The organism is Paenibacillus sp. FSL R7-0179 (genome assembly GCF_038002265.1).
In the GTDB taxonomy this organism is placed as follows: domain Bacteria; phylum Bacillota; class Bacilli; order Paenibacillales; family Paenibacillaceae; genus Paenibacillus_AQ.
On record NZ_JBBOCC010000002.1, the window covers coordinates 807947 to 824852 of the forward strand.

Genomic DNA, 16906 nt, shown 5'->3' on the forward strand with positions numbered 1-16906 from the left:
ACAAGTATGATGGTAGAAGCCGCGATGACGGAGCAGGGACTTGCGGCTAAAGCTGCATCAACATCAATGTGCCATCAGGGAGGACAGCGTTATGCCCGTTAACTTCAGTATTATCGGCGGAGGGGGATTCCGCGCACAATATTATCTGCGAATTGCCCGTTCATTGCCGGACATGTTCCGGATTAGCGGTCTTGTGGTCAGGGATCGGGCTCAGGGACAGGCGATAGAAGCGGGGTGGGGCGTTCAGACGTACCGTTCCCTTGACGAGCTGCTGCGAAGTGAGGACCCGGATTTCGCAGTGGTCTCTGTCGGCGGCGGGGCGGCAATGAACTATTTGTACCGGCTTGCAGAGATTGGCCTTCCAGCGTTGACAGAGACACCGCCTGCCTCCACTCTGGAGGAGCTGGAGCAGCTGCATAAGGAGCTGACCGTGCACGGAGCCTGGATACAAGTCGCAGAGCAGTACCCGTACCATCCGGTTCAGGAGGCTAGGCTATCGCTGATCCGCTCTGGCAGGCTGGGCAGAATCACCGAGACAACGGTCTCCGTATCGCATCTGTATCATGGGGCAAGCCTGCTCCGCAGGATGCTTGGCATCGGGTTCGAGGAGGCGGTCATTCGGGGGATGCGGTTCGCCTCCAGTTGGGTAGGCGGACCTACCCGCAGCGGTCCTCCGGCTGAAGACAAGCTGATCCCGCTGCAACGGGATTTGGCCTGGCTGGATTTCGGAGACCGCTTAGGCATTTATGATTTCACCAAGGACCAGCACAGGTCCTGGACCCGCTCGAATCACCTTAGTGTGCGCGGAGAACGCGGGGAGATCTTCGACAACCGGGTGCTGCTCCAGCAGGAGAACCTGGTGCCTCTGCAAATGGAGCTGAAGCGCATTAACAGAGGGGAGCAGGAGAATGCTGAAGGCTATTACCTTCAGGGGATTATTTGCGGAGAGCAATGGCTGTACACTAATCCGTTCATCCCTGCCCGGCTGTACGATGACGAGCTCGCCATTGCGTCCTGTCTGGACAAGATGGCCCTCTATGCCGCTGGCGGCCCTAGCTTCTACGGACTGGAGGAAGCCTCGCAGGACGTATACCTCGGCAAGATGATTGAGAAGGCCATCGAGTCCGGCGAAGCCATAAGAACTGAGCGGATGTGCTGGGCGGAGGGGAAGTAGAGCTGCGGCGGGGAGCGTAGCTGCCGGCGGGAGTGTACCTGCCGGCGGGAGTGTACCTGCTGGCGGGGAGTGTAGCTGCTGGCGGGTAGTGTAGCTGCTGGCGGGGAGTGTAGCTGCTGGCAGAAGCTTGTTTGCCCAAACCTTGGGTCCGTGAATCCTCCATCGCCCCCGACATTTTTGCAGTGAGAGGTACACATGGAAGCGAAGTTGATCCACCGGTGAAGGATGTTATTGACGCTTGCAGTGTGGCGATACTATAATTTGTAAAACGGATGAAGCACATCCCGCGCCCTGGTTTATCGGGTGCGGGATTTTTTGTGAGTGGATATGCGTGGAAATGTTTGGATACGTTAATAACTTAGGTTCTGACACCCCCGGGAGCGAGTAAGCAAGTGGGCTGATCAGCGCTGTTTGCGGGGAGAGAGAGTTGATTTTGCAAAGGAGGAAGAGAGAAATGGGATTTGTTGAAGAGCATCAGAGATGGCTGGAGTATCATAAGAAACGCAGGGCAGGGGAACGTCTGGACCGGCTGGACCGGGGGCACCGGCATGGGGAGCAGATGTTTGTAGAGCGGGTATGGTGGCCGATTTTCGGTAACCTGGATGAACTGCATCCCGAGTACGAGGTAGCAGACTGGCGGGGCAGGCCGTATTTTGTGGATTTTGTGTGGAAGCCGGGACAGGTTAAGTTCGCTATCGAGATCAAGGGATATGGGCCGCATGTTCAGAATACGGACCGCACCCGTTACCGTCAGGAGCTGAACCGGGAGACGTATCTGCAAATTGCCGGATACCGCGTCATCGCCATCCCCTACGATGATCTGGAATCCGCACCGGAGCAGACCATCTCCCTGCTGAAAGCTTTGCTAACCCCATGTTTGTTGAAAACCCGTTCTGAGGGGAGTGGCCAATTGTCGAGGATAGAGCGTGACATGCTGCACATGGCGAGCCGAAAGAATGGGATGATCCGGCCGGTGGATGTGGTGAAGGGGCTTGGGATTGATCCGCGAACGGTGAAGAAAAACTTGAATAGTTTGTGTGACAAAGGCAAACTTACACCTGTTTTGATGCAAGGAGGTAATAGAATCTGTCGGTATGAGCTTGTTCCATCTATTATGGATAATGAGTTATGGTAGATAGTAACGTCTGATTGCACCGAAAGTGGGCGTGGGGAGGAAATGAGAGGGATAAATCCCTCTGATTGCGCCGAAAGTGGGCGTGGGGAGGAAATGAGAGGGATAAATCCCTCTGATTGCGCCGAAAGTGGGCGTGGGGAGGAAATGAGAGGGATAAATCCCTCTGATTGCGCCGAAAGTGGGCGTGGGGAGGAAATGAGAGGGATAAATCCCTCTGATTACGCCGAAAGTGGGTGTGGGGAGGAAATGAGAGGGATAAATCCCTCTGATCCCCCGCAAGCGGCCACAAAAAGGCGCACGCCCAACCCCTCAAGCTCCTCCCCGCGGCAGCTTGATCGTGAACGCCGAGCCCTGGCCCGGCTCGCTGCGCACCTCGATGGTGCCTTTGCTCAGGCTGATGATGCGCGCGGCCAGCGGCAGGCCGAGGCCGTTGCCTCCAGCGGAGCGGGCGGGGTCGCCCTGGTAGAACTTCTCGAAGATGTGCTTGCGCACCTTCGGGGTCATGCCGATGCCGGTGTCTGCGATGACCACCGAGATCCAGGCTCCGTCCGAGCGGAGCGCGACCGAGATCGTTCCGCCCTCCGGCGTGAACTTGATCGCATTGCCCAGCACATTAAGCCACACCTGCATCATCAGCTCTTCATTGCCATAATACCGCTGCTCATCCAGCTCAATATCCAGATTCAGCTGCTTGGCGGACCAGAGGGATTCCAGCAACAGCAGTGCTTGGCGGAGCTGCTCATCCAGCGGATATTCGGCCAGCTCTGAGAGCATCTCCTGGTTCTCCAGCTTGGATATCTTGAGGATGTTACCGGACAGATTAGACAGCTGCCGTGAGCTCTCGATAATCATTCCGGTGTATTCGTCATGCTCCGCCTTGCTCAGATTCTCCTCCTGCAGCAGCATGGCGTACCCTTCAATCGCCGCAATAGGCGTCTTGAATTCGTGAGACACATTCACGACGAAGTCATTGCGCAGGGTCTCGATGCTGCGCAGCTCCTGAACCATAAGGTTGAAGTGATGCGCCACTTCACTGATCTCATCCACGCGGTGCGACTCATTCAAGTAGATGTCGAAGTTGCCCCTGGCAATCTCTTTGGCAGCGCGGCTAAAGTCTGTGATCGGGGCCAGGATTTTTTTGCCGACCATAATACTGATCGTAGTCCCGATGACCACGCTGAACAGCATCACCATGAGCACGGGCGGGAACATATTACGGTGCCCAATGGTATTATTCCCTACCCGGAAATACAGGTACGCCAGCACAGACAGAATCAATACAAAGAACAGAATAATCACGAACACCATCGAGACGAAATACCACCATAGCCCTCGGTTTCTCCCCCGGATCATCCCCGTTTCACCACCTTATAGCCCAGCCCTCTGACCGTGACAATTTCAAAATCCGGGTTGTCCCGGAAGCGCTCCCGCAGCCGGTTAATGTGGACCACCACCGTATGCTCATCCGATTCGGAGTCCATCCCCCAGATTTCATCCATGAGCTGCTGCTTGGTGAAGATTTTATTCGGGTAAGAGACCATTTTATAGAGGAGATAGAATTCCTTCTGAGGCAGCACGATGCTCTCAGGCCCCTGAATCACAGTTAGCGCATCATAGTCCAGTACCGTTTCTGACCATTCGATTTTGCGTTCACTGATGATTTTGGCCCGGCGCAGCAGCGCCCCGACACGCAGAATCATCTCATTCACATTGACCGGCTTGACCATATAATCATCGATGCCAACTAGGAAGCCCTGCTGCTTATCGGCAAAAGTCTCCCGCGCCGTCACCATCAGGACCGGAAGCTGGCTGTTGTTGTCCCGGATCATCCGTGTCAGCTCAAAGCCGTCCATCACGGGCATCATAATATCGCAGATCATCAGATCGATATATTCCTTATCCAGCTTCGCCAGCGCATCCTCGCCATTCATAGCCGGAACCGCGCGGTAGCCGTGTCTGGTCAGTACAGTGCAGAAGAGCTGCCGCAGCTTGGCATCGTCCTCGACTACAAGAATAGTAAACATAGATTCTCCTCCTGGAACGGTTCCATGTAATAGAACGTATAGCTTGTATAGATGTTTTGCGGATTCTTCCAGTATACCTCATGAAGATCAACTTAATCTCAACCGGGAGTTTAGGTTTAGTTTATATTGGACGATTATACTGGGGAACAGCAGGACACGAAGCACATAGCACATACAGAGAATAAGAGTACAGGAATGGAAAGGGAGACTGGACAATGCTGCAATTAAAAAACATCACCAAGAGCTATAAGACCGGCGAATTCACTCAAGTCGCACTGGATAAAGTAAATCTCAATTTCAGAGAAAGTGAGTTCGTTGCGATTCTGGGCCAGAGCGGCTCAGGCAAGACCACGCTGCTCAACATCGTCGGCGGACTGGATCAGTATGACAGCGGAGAGCTGATCATTAACGGCCAATCGACGGAGCGCTTCAAGGACAGCGAGTGGGATGCGTACCGGAATAACAGTGTCGGCTTTATTTTTCAGAGCTATAATCTGATCTCACACTTAAGCATCACGGACAACGTGGAGATGGGGATGACGCTCAGCGGGGTATCTTCAGCCGAGAAGCACCGTAAGGCGCTGGAGGTACTGGAGAAGGTCGGCCTTAAGGATCATGTGCACAAAAAGCCGAACCAGCTCTCCGGCGGACAGATGCAGCGTGTAGCCATCGCCCGGGCGCTCGCGAACAATCCCGATATTATCCTGGCCGATGAGCCTACCGGGGCCTTGGATTCGGAGACGAGTGAGCAGATCATGGAGCTGATTAAGACCATTGCCGAGGATAAGCTCGTCATTATGGTTACCCATAACCCGGAGCTGGCGGAGAATTATGCAGACCGCGTCATCCGCTTCTCGGATGGTCATGCGATCTCGGACAGTAATCCGCTGGCAGCGCAGAGGACCTCAAGCGCGTACAAGCTGAAGCAGACAAGCATGAGCTTTTTCACAGCCCTGAATTTATCCGGCAAAAATATTTCCACCAAGAAATGGCGCACGGGGTTAACCGCTTTTGCCTCCAGTATCGGAATTATCGGTATTGCTCTGATTCTGTCCCTGTCTAATGGCTTCGACAAACAGATCAGCTCCTATGAGACCGGGGCCTTATCCAACTTCCCGGTCTCCATCAACCAGACAGCGATCAACTTGCAGAATGCGGGCCCTCCCGGCAAAGAAGCCACGGAGCTTACCTCATACCCGACAGAGAAAAAGCTCTACCCGTATGACCCTACTGTCAACTCCGCTATGCATGTGAATGTGCTGACCAAGGAGTATATGCAGTATCTGGACGGGATTGATCCTAAGCTGCTGGACGGCGTGGCGTACACCCGCAGTGTGAAGATGAACATGCTGGTCAAGGATGGGGATAAGGCAGTGGCCCTGGATACCAGCAAAATCACCGTGGCTCCGTATCCCAGCAAACAGGATAGTGCTTCGGGAAGCTACCTGGAGCAGTACTATGACCTGCTGGAAGGAACCTTCCCTGCAGAGAAGACAGATCTGGTGCTTATCGTGGATCAATACAACCGTATGACCAAGGCGGAAGTGGATGCGCTCGGGCTGGACTATGAAGCCAAGAGCATCAATCTTAGCGATCTGGTCGGCAAGCCGGTGAAGCTGATCATGAACAACGATTATTATAAAAAGAACGGCGAACAGTTCGTGGTCAATGCTCCAGGCGGGAATATGAATGATCTTTACGACAGCCCTAAGGCGGTTACGCTTAAAATCGCTGGTGTGCTGCGCGCACAGGAAGGGTCGAGAATCTCAACGCTGTCGCCCGGTCTGGTCTACTCCGACGAGCTGGCGGCCTCCTTCATTGCTGATGCGAAGGAATCCGAGATTGTCCTGGCCCAAGAGAAGGCAGATATCAATGTGTTAACGGGACAGGGGCTGTCGGATGGCCTTACAGGCTCGGGTTCAACCGGCCCGATGGGCGGGTCTGCTATGATGAACGCGGGACAGGCTGCTGCTGCCGGTATGGCTTCTCCCACGAAGGAGAATGCGCTTGCCGCTCTGGGAGCTACCGATATCCCGACAGCAGTCTCACTGTATCCGATTGATTTCAGTGCGAAGGAATCCGTAAATGCTTATCTGGACAAATGGAATGAAGGCAAAGCGGCGGAGGATCAGGTGCAATATACTGACCTTGCAGCGATTGTGACGAATATTTCCGGCGGAATTATGGACGGGATTACGATGGTGCTGATTGCTTTTGCGGCGATTTCTCTGGTGGTATCCCTGATCATGATTGCGATCATTACGTATATTTCCGTGATGGAACGTACGAAGGAGATCGGCGTATTGCGTGCACTGGGTGCCCGTAAGAAGGATATTACGCGGGTGTTCAATGCCGAGACCTTCATTATCGGGGCTTGCTCGGGGATTCTGGGCATCGGCATCACTTATCTGCTGACCATCCCGGTCAATGCGGTCCTCTACAACCTGACGGAGCTGAAAAATGTGGCCCAGCTGAATCCGCTCCACGCGCTCATTCTGGGTATCATCAGCGTGCTGCTGACCATGCTCGGCGGTGCTATCCCGGCCAAGATGGCGGCGAAGAAGGACCCGGTGGCTGCTCTGCGCAGTGAATAACGGGCCATAGTCCAAATCAGCCGGACTGGAATAATTAATTGACGAAGAACCAAGGGAATCTGTTCCTTTGGTTCTTTCTGCATTTTATTATTGCAAGATATATTGCCATAGATCACAGACAAATAGGAAGATAGTGGGATAAAATAACAGGAAATAGAGATTTAATCATGTACCCAGGAGGGATCAAATGAAGACCAGAGGCAAGTTGCAGGTCATTGCGGGTTTTCTTATGCTGGCGTTAATTATTACCTTGCACGATATGATAGAGAATCAGAATCTGAGAATCGTATTATCGATCACTGTAGCGGTAGCCGCTGCTTATTTTCTGTCCAAAATCAGTCTTCCGCAGCAGGTATCCGGCAGAACGATGACGGTAGGATTAGTGTCACTGCTGGGATTCACTTGTTTGTACCATGTTCTACTATCCCTAGCGCTGAAGCAGAGTATATTCGCCAACGAATTTTGGATTTTCTTATGCGTCATTTACCTGCTAATTTGGATGCGTGCCCGGCTAAGTCCCTCAAAATAACAGCCGCCGCTTGCATTGGAAGTAGCCGGAGCAGCAGTCTGGGATTAATCCGCAGAAGGCAGCTGGGCGCGCAGCGTTTTCTTTTTGTTAATCTCCTTGGACAGCTCTAACTGCTGCTGGGAGATTTTTTTGAGTTCAGCCTGCAGCTTGGTGATGCGGCTCATTTTACTGCTGAGGGAGCTTGGGGATGAGCTTAGCTTACAGTCTTTTTCCAGCTGGTTGATCTTGAGCTTGGTCTTGCGGGTCTTCTTCTGCAGCTCTGTAATACCGGTCTCCATCTCTGTGATTTCGTGATTGAGACGGTTAAGCATTGATTTCGTGAAGCTGATAGCCATTCGGGCACCTCTTACTTTTCTTAAAATATAATAAGCAGTCAGGATATCATTGTACTATAAGCGCCAGGTATATGCGAGATGTGGAAGAAGACCCATGGAGTGCGCTCCGCGGGTCTTCTTCTATGTCCAGCCTATGAAACCGCACAGCAGCAGGCGCTCTTCTTAGATTTCCTCGGCGATAATAGCTGGCTGCTTCGGGGCCGGTTCCTTAGCCTGGCCCACCTGCTTAATGAAGAAGGAGAGTAAGAGCCCGATAATTCCGATGCCCACAATAACCAGATAGGAATCGTTGATGCCCTGGATGGAAGCCTCCATCACCATATGCTGCTGAGTATCTCCGGCAGCTCCGCCGCTGGCCATAATATCCTGGAAGTGAGAGGCGGTACGGCTGGTCATCACGGTGACCAGCAGAGAAGTGCCTACTGCGCCGGCGACTTGCCTTACGGTATTGGAGATCGCTGTACCATGTGAATTCAGCCTGGAGGGCAGTTGATTCAGCCCGAGGGTCTGAATAGGCATCAGCAGCAGGGCCATGCCGATCCGGCGGCCGGTGGACATCAGCATCAGATAACCGTAGCTTGTCGAGTCTGTAAGAATCACGAAGCTGAGTGTAGTCAGAATCGTGACCGTCAGGCCGATAATGGCGAGCCATTTCGCTCCGAAGCGGTCGAACAGCTTACCGGTGACTGGCATCAGTGCGCCCATAATGACTGCGCCGGGCAACAGCAGCAGGCCGGATTCCATAGCAGTGAAGCCGCGGGCATTCTGCAGATAGAGCGGCAACAGCATCATATCCGCATACATCACAATCGTAACCGCCACACTGATAACGGTGGTCAAGGAGAACATATTATATTGGAAGGCCCGCAGATCCAGCAGCGGGCTCTCCGAAGTGAGCTGCTTCCATATGAATAATCCGAGCGACACGGCGCCGGCGGCCAGCGACAATAACACCTCTGCGCTGGACCAGCCAGCACTGGCTGCCCGGCTGAAGCCGTAGAGCAGGGTACCGAATCCAATGGTCGACAGGATCACGCTGGTGATGTCGATTTTGGGAAAAGAACGCTCAGCCACATTTTTCAGATAAATAAAACCGCATACGATGACTATAACCGTGAGCGGAAGCATGCCGTAAAACATCATCTCCCAAGAATAACGTTCCATAATATATCCGGCCAGAGTAGGGCCGATGGCTGGGGCAAAGATAATGGCCAGCCCGACCATCCCCATGGCGGCACCTCTTTTCTCACGCGGGAAGAGAGTCAAAATAACCTGGGTTAGCAGCGGCATAATAATGCCGGCACCGGCAGCCTGAATCATCCGTCCGGTAAGCAGCACCGGGAAGCTTCCGGCGAGTGCCGATACAAGGGTACCCGCAAAGAAAATAAACATCGAGGCCTGGAACAGCTCCCGTGTAGTGAAGCGCTGCATCAGATAGGCTGTAATTGGAATCAGCACACCGTTGACCAGCATATAGCCGGTAGTGAGCCATTGGGCCGTGGCCGCTGTAATATTGAAGTCATGCATAAGCTCTGGTGTAGCAACGCTCATGATGGTCTGATTCAGCGTAGCCAGAAAGGCACCGAGAATCATTACAAAAAGAATAGGTCCCTTGGAAATGGACGGAACTCCTTGGCTTGCTGTCTTGTTACTCACTATTCTCCATCCTTTCAAACCGCCAACTAATAGACTAAATTTACAACGTGTCGTATAGTTTACAATGTATAAAGTAGATTATAAATGAAAATTTCATGTAATCAAGCAACGATTTTCGGGAAAATGTAAATTAGTTTACACTTAGAAGATATGTGTAGTGTATGTGGTTGAAAAACGACATTTTAGACTGAAATTGTAGCCTGCCCTTAGACGGCAGCAGATTGGAGAGACCAGAAATGACAAATCCGGCCCAGCGGACAGATCCGCGCGTTCTTCGTACACGCCAATTCCTCAAAGAGGCTCTGATTGAACTGATGGAAGAGATGAGCATTGAGAAAATCACCGTCAACCGCCTTGCACAGCGGGCCCAAATTAACCGTGTGACCTTCTATCTGCATTACCGGGATATCCCGGATATGCTGGAGAAAATGGCGGATGATATGGCTGAGGAGGTTCTGGAGGTGGTGAGAGCGGATACGGACTTTACGGAAGCTGCACAAGAAGAGAAGTGGCCGATGCTGGAGCACCTGCTTGTGCATATTGCCGAGAACGCCAAATTCTACAAAATCGTACTTACGTCACGGAAGAGCACGATATTTACTGACCGGCTTTTTAAACTGATGGCAGACATTATTTCTGCACGGGTGGAGAGCAGGGTTACCGCGCATGATGCTTCGGAAGTAACGGTACAGAAGGATATCGCTGTGTGGTACGGCTCGGCGGCCCTCATTGGTACCATCATCGCCTGGCTTCGGGAGGACATGCCGTATACACCGCAGTATCTGGCGAAGCAGATTACTTCACTGCGGGCGAATTAATTGCCCGAAGCATTCCTTTTTGATGGATTCATAGGTCCAAGAGCAGCCAATCCCTCCCGCATATAAATAGTAGTGACTACTATTTATTTTGAAGCTATTTTTGATGGGATGGGGTGGTACGAGATGAGGAGACAGGCAGGACCGGCACGGAAGCGGGTGCTTCGCGCCAAGCGGCAGGCTCTACCCGGAGTGAAGCGCAGAATCAAGGCACAGACGGTTGAATTTGCGGTATTTGGTGACAGTCATGTGGGATACGGTAACAGCTTGAGCATCTTTAAGAGTCTTTTGCCCAAGGCGGTGAGCAGCGGGAACAAACGGTTTATCATCTTCGGGGGAGATAATACCCAGGCGGGAGCGGATCACGGAAATAACGCGAACGTCTACTATAAGGACTTCAAGGATACAGTGACTGCCACCCTGGGAAGCATCCCTTACAAGGCCTCTATAGGGAATTGGGAAGCCAGTACCCGGTCCTTGTTCACGCAGTATTTAGGGGCGGTGGCCGGACAGATGAATTTTCCTGGAACGCAGGGCAAGGTGAGATATATGTGGCTGGATTGCGCTCTGGGCCAGTTCACGCCGGCAAGCCTTAATCTGCTGCGGAATCTGGATGACAGGTACTTCTATATCATCGATTTCCACTGGCCGCTCCGGGTGCAGGGCATTACGGTGGATTCCAGCCATGTGCTCAGCGCAGCCGAGACCTCCAAGTTCTTCACAGCTATTCCTGCAAAAGCAAGAGAGAAGGTGCTGGCGATCTTCACCCATCATGGTCACAAATTCTACCGGAAGCTGAGCAACATCTATCCCGGGTACACCAAAACCAAATTCTTCGTCACTGGCTGTTCCGGGGACTACAAATGCAAGCCCGGCGGGAACATGGGGTACTATAACGCTACATTAACCAGCAGCGGGTCAGGCTACAAAATGGAGGCTTTTATCGCGCACTGAGGGGCTAAATGAATGAGGCATAGCGGGAGGAGAGTGTCGTGGAGACATTCTCTTTATTTTTGGCCAGCGTCCTAGGCGGAGAACTTGACAGCCCTTTCACAGGTTAGTATGGTTGTCTGGTCAGCAGATAAAGGAGGCAGAACAGAATGTCAGGATTACTTGGGAATCACTTCATGACACAGATTGGGATTCTGGTTCACGATATCGAGAAGGTGAGTCAGGCGTATTGGGAGGAATTATAATATGAATATTCTAATTACAGGGGCGGGACGCGGACTGGGTCTTGAACTGGCAGCTGCTGCGCTGGAACGTGGACATGCTGTTATTGCGGGAGTGAGGGATCTGACGCGCGGGCAGGCAGCATTAGCTGATCTGGCGGCAGTACACGGGGACAAGCTGACTCTTGTGACGCTTGATGTGACGGACGAGGCCGGAATAGCAGCGCTTGCTGCCAGCCTGAGCGAGCAGGCCCGGACACTCGGCGTCATCATCAATAATGCCGCAGTGCTGAATGCCACGGACACCGCACTTGAAGCACTGGATATAGAAGAGATGCAGCATGCCATGGAGATCAATCTGTATGGGCCGATGCGGGTGGTCAAGCACCTCCTGCCGCTGCTGACCGGGCCGGATGCTTCGATCATCAATATCTCATCAGAGGCAGGCAGTATCACCAATGCTTACCCGGGCAGCTATCCGTATACGATCTCCAAGACCGCACTCAATATGTTCACGCAGAAGCTGCATGTCACGCTGAAGGACCGCGGCATCCATGTGCTCAGCGTCCATCCCGGCTGGATGCCTACCGATATGGGCGGAGCTAAGGCACCGCTTCACCCGCGCACCAGTGCCGAAGGTATTCTGGACCTGATCGGGCAGAGAGCCGAGCCGTCCGGACATTTCAGATTCGTGGATTACACGGGCAAGGATATGGAGATATAAATATACAGCATTAGGTTTAGAAGTGTAAGGATGAACCTTAGGGGTGTTAAAGTCTGAGCAGGAACATCGAGCTACTATTAGGCTGATACTGTACCCGTTACCGAATTCTGCTCTTACATTCAAGTAACTGATTGTACTTCCTGCAATAGAAAACGCATATCCGACCGCAAAATTAGATTCTATTGTACTTTATACAGTGGAATGTTGTGTTTTGGATGAAAAATAGCCTTTTTTCAACATTCAATTGTACCGAATACAATAGATTCTATTTTGAAGCCTTTTTTACAGCATTCTATTGTACAAAATGCAGTTGCTATCATTCCAGCGCCTCATTAAGGTCCGATAATGATCATATTCACAATATTAAATCTAATGCTCTATTACTTTGCACAGCACCTCACATGTTAAGAGGCGAGCGGAGTTGTAATTGTCTCATCCGGAGAGCGGCGGGGCCAGAGCAGCAGTCCCAGTGAGCAGACTACCAGAACTACGCAGAGGAGGTAGGAATGGCGGTATCCTAACCACTGGGCTGCGGCTCCTCCCGCCAGGCTTCCGGCCAGTCTGCCGATAGTTGTAGCGTTAGTGTACAGCGTGGAGGCATAGCCGGGAAGGTCAGGCAGCAAATCCTGAATATAGCTGATGCCAATCGCAGAGATTACAGCCACAAAAAAAGCCAGCAGCACCTGTCCGGCGATGAGCTGCCACAGCTCACCTACTCCGATCACCAGCGCATAATAGATTCCTCCCATTACCATTCCCCAGCCAAGCAGCACCTTACTATTGTATTTGGCTGACAGCAGCCCCAGCAACAGCATGAACGGAATTTCCATTAATGCGCAGATACTGGCTACCGAAGCTACATTCTGTGTAGTGCCTCCCAGCGTATTGACAATGAACAGGGAGATATTCAGATTATTGGCCCAGTGTCCGGTATAGAGCAGGGTCAGGATAAGAAAAGGAACCAGTACCCTGACGCTGCGTTGCCGTCCGGCATGCGCTTGGACACGACGCTGTTGAGGCTGCTTAGCAGCTGAAGGCCGTACGAAGCTGAACACCAGCAGGGCATTGATCAGAAAGATCAGTGTCGTCGTTGAGAAAATCCCCTGAAATCCGAAGCGGCTGAGGAGCGCGGCTCCTACCAGCGGACCGCTGATGAAGCCAAGGGAGAACATCGAGCGCAGGGCCGAGTTCGCCAAGGCATGATCAGGAGAGCTGCTGGCGCTCACAGCTTCTCTGGCACTGGCGAATAATTGCGGCATCGCCGGTGCGCCTAATGCGGTAAATATAGTCATATAGGCCAGCAGCGGGTAGTAGTCATGGATGAATATGTATCCGGCAAAAGCAACCGCGTTGAACATCATACAGATCACCATCAGCCTGCGGCGGTTCAGTCCGGCGTCGGAGCGTTTGGCAATGAACATGCTTAAGGCTACCCCGCTAAGGAGGGTCACCGCTGTAAATATTCCGAAGGTTCCGGCACTGACGCCGAGTTCTTCTGTGAAGTAGACCGCCAGGAATGGAGCGCTGATCGAGATGGCCATTCCCTGGAACAGCATGCAGAGCAGGAATATAGGATAGGTTGGAATGAGGAGCAGAGCATAGGTTCTTTTGAGCATAGAGTGTGTGGACTTCCTTTCAGCATCGCTTGTAGTCTTATCTTTGGTTTAATTATAGTATAACGTCAATAGCATATGTTGTGTCTGATTAGCATCTATACCATACGAATCCCTAATAATGAACTGATTTTTGGGCCAATTGTTCAGGTGTTATTGTCAGGGAAGATCCTCTAAGATGGAGGAGCATAAGACAGCCGGGCTATGCGGAAGCAAGAGGACGCTGGGCTTGGCTGGAGATGAAACCGTTATCATGAAGGAAAAAGGAGAGATTACATATGGACGCTGCTGCATATCCTTTTAGACAAATTGAATTGCCATTAGATGAACGTGTTCAGGACCTGCTCTCCCGGCTGACGCTTGCGGAGAAAGTCAGTCTGATGCCGCAGTATCAGGCAGCCATTGAACGGCTCGGTGTAGGCGGTTACAAGCATGGGACGGAGGGTGCGCACGGGATTTCCTGGCTGGGCAAAGCCACCTCGTTCCCGCAGCCAAGCGGGCTCGCCTGTACCTGGAACCCGGCGCTGCTGCAAGAAATCGGTTCGGCAATCGGGGATGAGGCCAGAGCCTTTTACCGCAAGAATCCCACTATTAACGGCTTGACTCTGTGGGCACCGACAGTAGATATGGAACGGGACCCGCGCTGGGGGAGAACAGAGGAGGCCTACGGGGAAGACCCTGAGCTGACAGGCCGGCTGAGTACAGCGCTTGTCCGGGGAATTCAGGGGGATCATCCGGTGTATCTGAAAGCGGTAGCGACCCTGAAGCATTTCCTCGGCAACAATAATGAGATTGACCGGGGCGTGGCTTCGTCCAGCATTGACCCGCGCAATATGCGCGAATATTATCTGGAAGCCTTCAAGCCTGCCTTCAAGGAAGGCGGCGCACAATCCATGATGACCGCCTACAATTCCGTGAACGGCGTGCCGGTTATCCTGCATCCGGCGGTAATGGAGATTGTGAAGGGCGAATGGGGGATGGACGGCTTCATTGTCAGCGATGCCGGGGACCTGTTCGGCATTGTAAAGGACCATAAGTATTATGATTCCTTCGCCCAGTCCATGGCGGAATCCATTAAGAATGGCATTGACAGTGTGACCGAGGAGACGGAGGAGACCATTAAGATCATTCACGAGGCGCTCCGTGAAGGGCTGCTGACCGAGGCGGATCTGGACCGCGCGCTGGCGAACACCTTCCGCATCCGCTTCCGGCTCGGTGAGTTCGATCCGGAGGAAGGAAATCCGTATACGAAGATAGACGACTCGGCGATTCTCAGCAAAGCGTATGGCGAGCTGTCGCTCGAAGCCGCGAAGGAATCCATCGTGCTGCTGAAGAATGATAACGCAGCCCTTCCGCTGAATGCAGCCGCGCTCTCCAAGGTGGCTGTGATCGGCCCGCTGGGGGACGAAGCGTTCAGAGACTGGTATTCCGGTACGCTGCCGTATGCGGTGACCCCTTTGCAGGGAATTACCAAGAAGCTGACAGGTAAGCAGGTCACCTTCGAGAGCGGGGATGACCGGATCATTCTGACCTCCGCTGCCAGCGGGCAAGCCGTGGGGTTTACGGGGGAAGACGGACGGCTCGCAGTGCTGCATGATCTGCCGGAACGCGGGGAGCTGTTCCGCCATACGGCATGGGGCTGGACTGCTCATACCCTTGAATCTGCCAGCCGGAAACAATATGTTACCCTGACAGATGCCGGCACACTGACTGCTTCCGCAGATGAAATCTATGGCTGGTATGTGAAGGAATCGTTGAACCTGGTTGAGGAAGGCGAAGGCGTTGTCAGCTTGCGTACCTGGAATGATCAGCCGGTTGCAATCAGTGCCGGAGACGGCACCCTCCGCGTCTCGGAAGAGGAGCCCTCTTCCGAAGCACGGATCTTCCATAAGCAACTGGTAGTGAATGGTGTAGAAGCAGCCGTTGAAGCGGCCCGGGCCGCTGAGGTTGCCGTCGTATTCGTCGGTAACCATCCGCTCTTGAACGGCAAGGAGGAGATTGACCGGCCGGATATTGTACTGCCAGCAGAGCAGGAGAATCTGGTCAAGGCCGTCTATGCCGCCAACCCCAATACCGTAGTGGTGATCGTCGGCAGCTACCCGATTTCCTCTGCCTGGATCGACGAGCATATTCCGGCCGTGCTGTACACCTCGCATGGCGGACAGGAGCTGGGCCATGCCGTCGCAGATGTCCTCTTCGGCGATTACAGCCCGTCCGGCAAGCTGAATATGACCTGGTACCGCAGCGTCAGCCAACTGCCTGAATTCATGGACTACGATATTATCAAAGGCAAAAGAACCTACATGTACTTCGACGGTGAGCCGCTCTACCCGTTCGGTCACGGTCTGAGCTACGCGCAGGTGAATTATAATAAGCTGTCGCTGTCAGCGGAGGAAGTACAGCAGGACGGTACAATCAGTCTGACCATAGAGCTTGAGAACAGCGGGAGCGTTGACGGTGACGAGGTAGTCCAGCTGTATGTCCAGTGCTTGTCCAACCGGATCAAGCGGCCGCTTAAGCAGCTGAAGAGGTTCGGCAAAATCCGGATGGCTGCCGGACACAAGCAGACGGTCACCTTCACCTTACCCGCCGCTGAGCTCTCCTTCTGGGACGTCAGCCGCGAACAGTACTGTGTGGAGGATGGAGAATACCGGCTAATGGCAGGCCGTTCCTCAGGAGATATCCGGCTGTCCGCCACCATCAGGGTGCATGGCGAGACCGTTCCGCCGCGTGATTTGTATGCGCCAGTTAAGGCTGAGAATTATGATGATTACGATAGCGTCTTCCTCGATGAATGTAAGGCTGGCGGCGCTGCGGTGCATCCGGTGAAGGAGGGGGCGTGGATCGCGTTCCATAATGTCCGGTTTGCGGAGGGGGCAGCAGGTGTCGAGATGCTGGTATCCTCCGCCTTGGGAGGCGTGGTTGAAGTCCGGACCGGCAGCCCGTCCGGCAAGCTGGCGGCTACACTTGCCGTTCCGTCCGGCGGCGTTCAGCAGTGGCACAGTCTGTCCGCTATAGCGGATATAGACGCCGGAATCACAGATGTGTATTTTGTCTTGCAGGGTGAGGTTCTGCTCAGCCGCGTTCGGTTTACAGTGTAGGTGTTCGTGCGTAGCGGGGCTCTTGTATAGATGT

At 53.1% G+C, this 16906-nt stretch carries 13 protein-coding genes; 8 read left to right on the top strand and 5 right to left on the bottom strand.

Annotation, left to right across the window (positions count from 1 at the left end):
• The first annotated feature begins 91 nt into the window (after positions 1-91).
• On the top strand, positions 92-1174 hold the full coding sequence (locus tag MKX63_RS20205) for a Gfo/Idh/MocA family protein (protein WP_341019569.1): 1083 nt from the start codon (positions 92-94) through the stop codon (positions 1172-1174).
• A 454-nt stretch (positions 1175-1628) separates the two neighbouring features.
• A complete protein-coding gene (locus MKX63_RS20210; RefSeq protein WP_341019571.1) occupies positions 1629-2309 on the top strand; it encodes an RAP domain-containing protein in 681 nt (226 codons plus the stop codon).
• A 309-nt stretch (positions 2310-2618) separates the two neighbouring features.
• Here the strand turns inward: MKX63_RS20210 and MKX63_RS20215 are convergent, their stop codons facing one another.
• Both MKX63_RS20215 and MKX63_RS20220 read right to left on the bottom strand, forming a co-directional pair.
• Positions 2619-3662, bottom strand: a complete 1044-nt coding sequence (locus MKX63_RS20215) for a HAMP domain-containing sensor histidine kinase (protein ID WP_341019572.1) — start codon at positions 3660-3662, stop codon at positions 2619-2621.
• On the bottom strand, positions 3659-4333 hold the full coding sequence (locus tag MKX63_RS20220; RefSeq protein ID WP_341019574.1) for a response regulator transcription factor: 675 nt from the start codon (positions 4331-4333) through the stop codon (positions 3659-3661). Before MKX63_RS20220 ends, MKX63_RS20215 begins: the two co-directional genes overlap by 4 nt.
• A gap of 215 nt (positions 4334-4548) precedes the next feature.
• Between MKX63_RS20220 and MKX63_RS20225 the strand changes: the two genes are divergently transcribed.
• Positions 4549-6927: an ABC transporter ATP-binding protein/permease gene (locus MKX63_RS20225; RefSeq protein WP_341019577.1), complete on the top strand. Its 2379-nt coding sequence runs from the start codon at positions 4549-4551 to the stop codon at positions 6925-6927.
• Between the two features lie 187 nt (positions 6928-7114).
• Complete coding sequence (locus tag MKX63_RS20230) at positions 7115-7456, top strand: hypothetical protein (protein ID WP_341019579.1); 342 nt, start codon at positions 7115-7117, stop codon at positions 7454-7456.
• A gap of 44 nt (positions 7457-7500) precedes the next feature.
• Here MKX63_RS20230 and MKX63_RS20235 read toward each other — a convergent pair whose 3' ends face one another.
• Positions 7501-7791 (bottom strand): hypothetical protein, encoded by a 291-nt coding sequence (locus tag MKX63_RS20235; RefSeq protein WP_341019580.1) that lies wholly within the window; start codon positions 7789-7791, stop codon positions 7501-7503.
• Between the two features lie 162 nt (positions 7792-7953).
• Positions 7954-9384: a DHA2 family efflux MFS transporter permease subunit gene (locus MKX63_RS20240; RefSeq protein WP_445323559.1), complete on the bottom strand. Its 1431-nt coding sequence runs from the start codon at positions 9382-9384 to the stop codon at positions 7954-7956.
• Positions 9385-9683: 299 nt separating this feature from the next.
• Here MKX63_RS20240 and MKX63_RS20245 point away from each other — a divergent pair, with 299 nt between their 5' ends.
• The 3 genes from MKX63_RS20245 (at position 9684) to MKX63_RS20255 (ending at position 12158) form a co-directional block, all read left to right on the top strand.
• On the top strand, positions 9684-10265 hold the full coding sequence (locus tag MKX63_RS20245; protein ID WP_341019584.1) for a TetR/AcrR family transcriptional regulator: 582 nt from the start codon (positions 9684-9686) through the stop codon (positions 10263-10265).
• Between the two features lie 72 nt (positions 10266-10337).
• Positions 10338-11216 carry a metallophosphoesterase family protein gene (locus MKX63_RS20250; RefSeq protein WP_341019586.1) on the top strand — a complete coding sequence of 293 codons (879 nt, stop codon included), beginning with the start codon at positions 10338-10340 and terminating at the stop codon, positions 11214-11216.
• Positions 11217-11459: 243 nt separating this feature from the next.
• On the top strand, positions 11460-12158 hold the full coding sequence (locus tag MKX63_RS20255; protein WP_341019588.1) for an SDR family NAD(P)-dependent oxidoreductase: 699 nt from the start codon (positions 11460-11462) through the stop codon (positions 12156-12158).
• Between the two features lie 404 nt (positions 12159-12562).
• Here MKX63_RS20255 and MKX63_RS20260 read toward each other — a convergent pair whose 3' ends face one another.
• Positions 12563-13774 carry a sugar efflux transporter gene (locus MKX63_RS20260; protein WP_341019592.1) on the bottom strand — a complete coding sequence of 404 codons (1212 nt, stop codon included), beginning with the start codon at positions 13772-13774 and terminating at the stop codon, positions 12563-12565.
• A gap of 275 nt (positions 13775-14049) precedes the next feature.
• Between MKX63_RS20260 and MKX63_RS20265 the strand changes: the two genes are divergently transcribed.
• On the top strand, positions 14050-16872 hold the full coding sequence (locus MKX63_RS20265) for a glycoside hydrolase family 3 C-terminal domain-containing protein (RefSeq protein ID WP_341019594.1): 2823 nt from the start codon (positions 14050-14052) through the stop codon (positions 16870-16872).
• Positions 16873-16906: the final 34 nt, after the last annotated feature.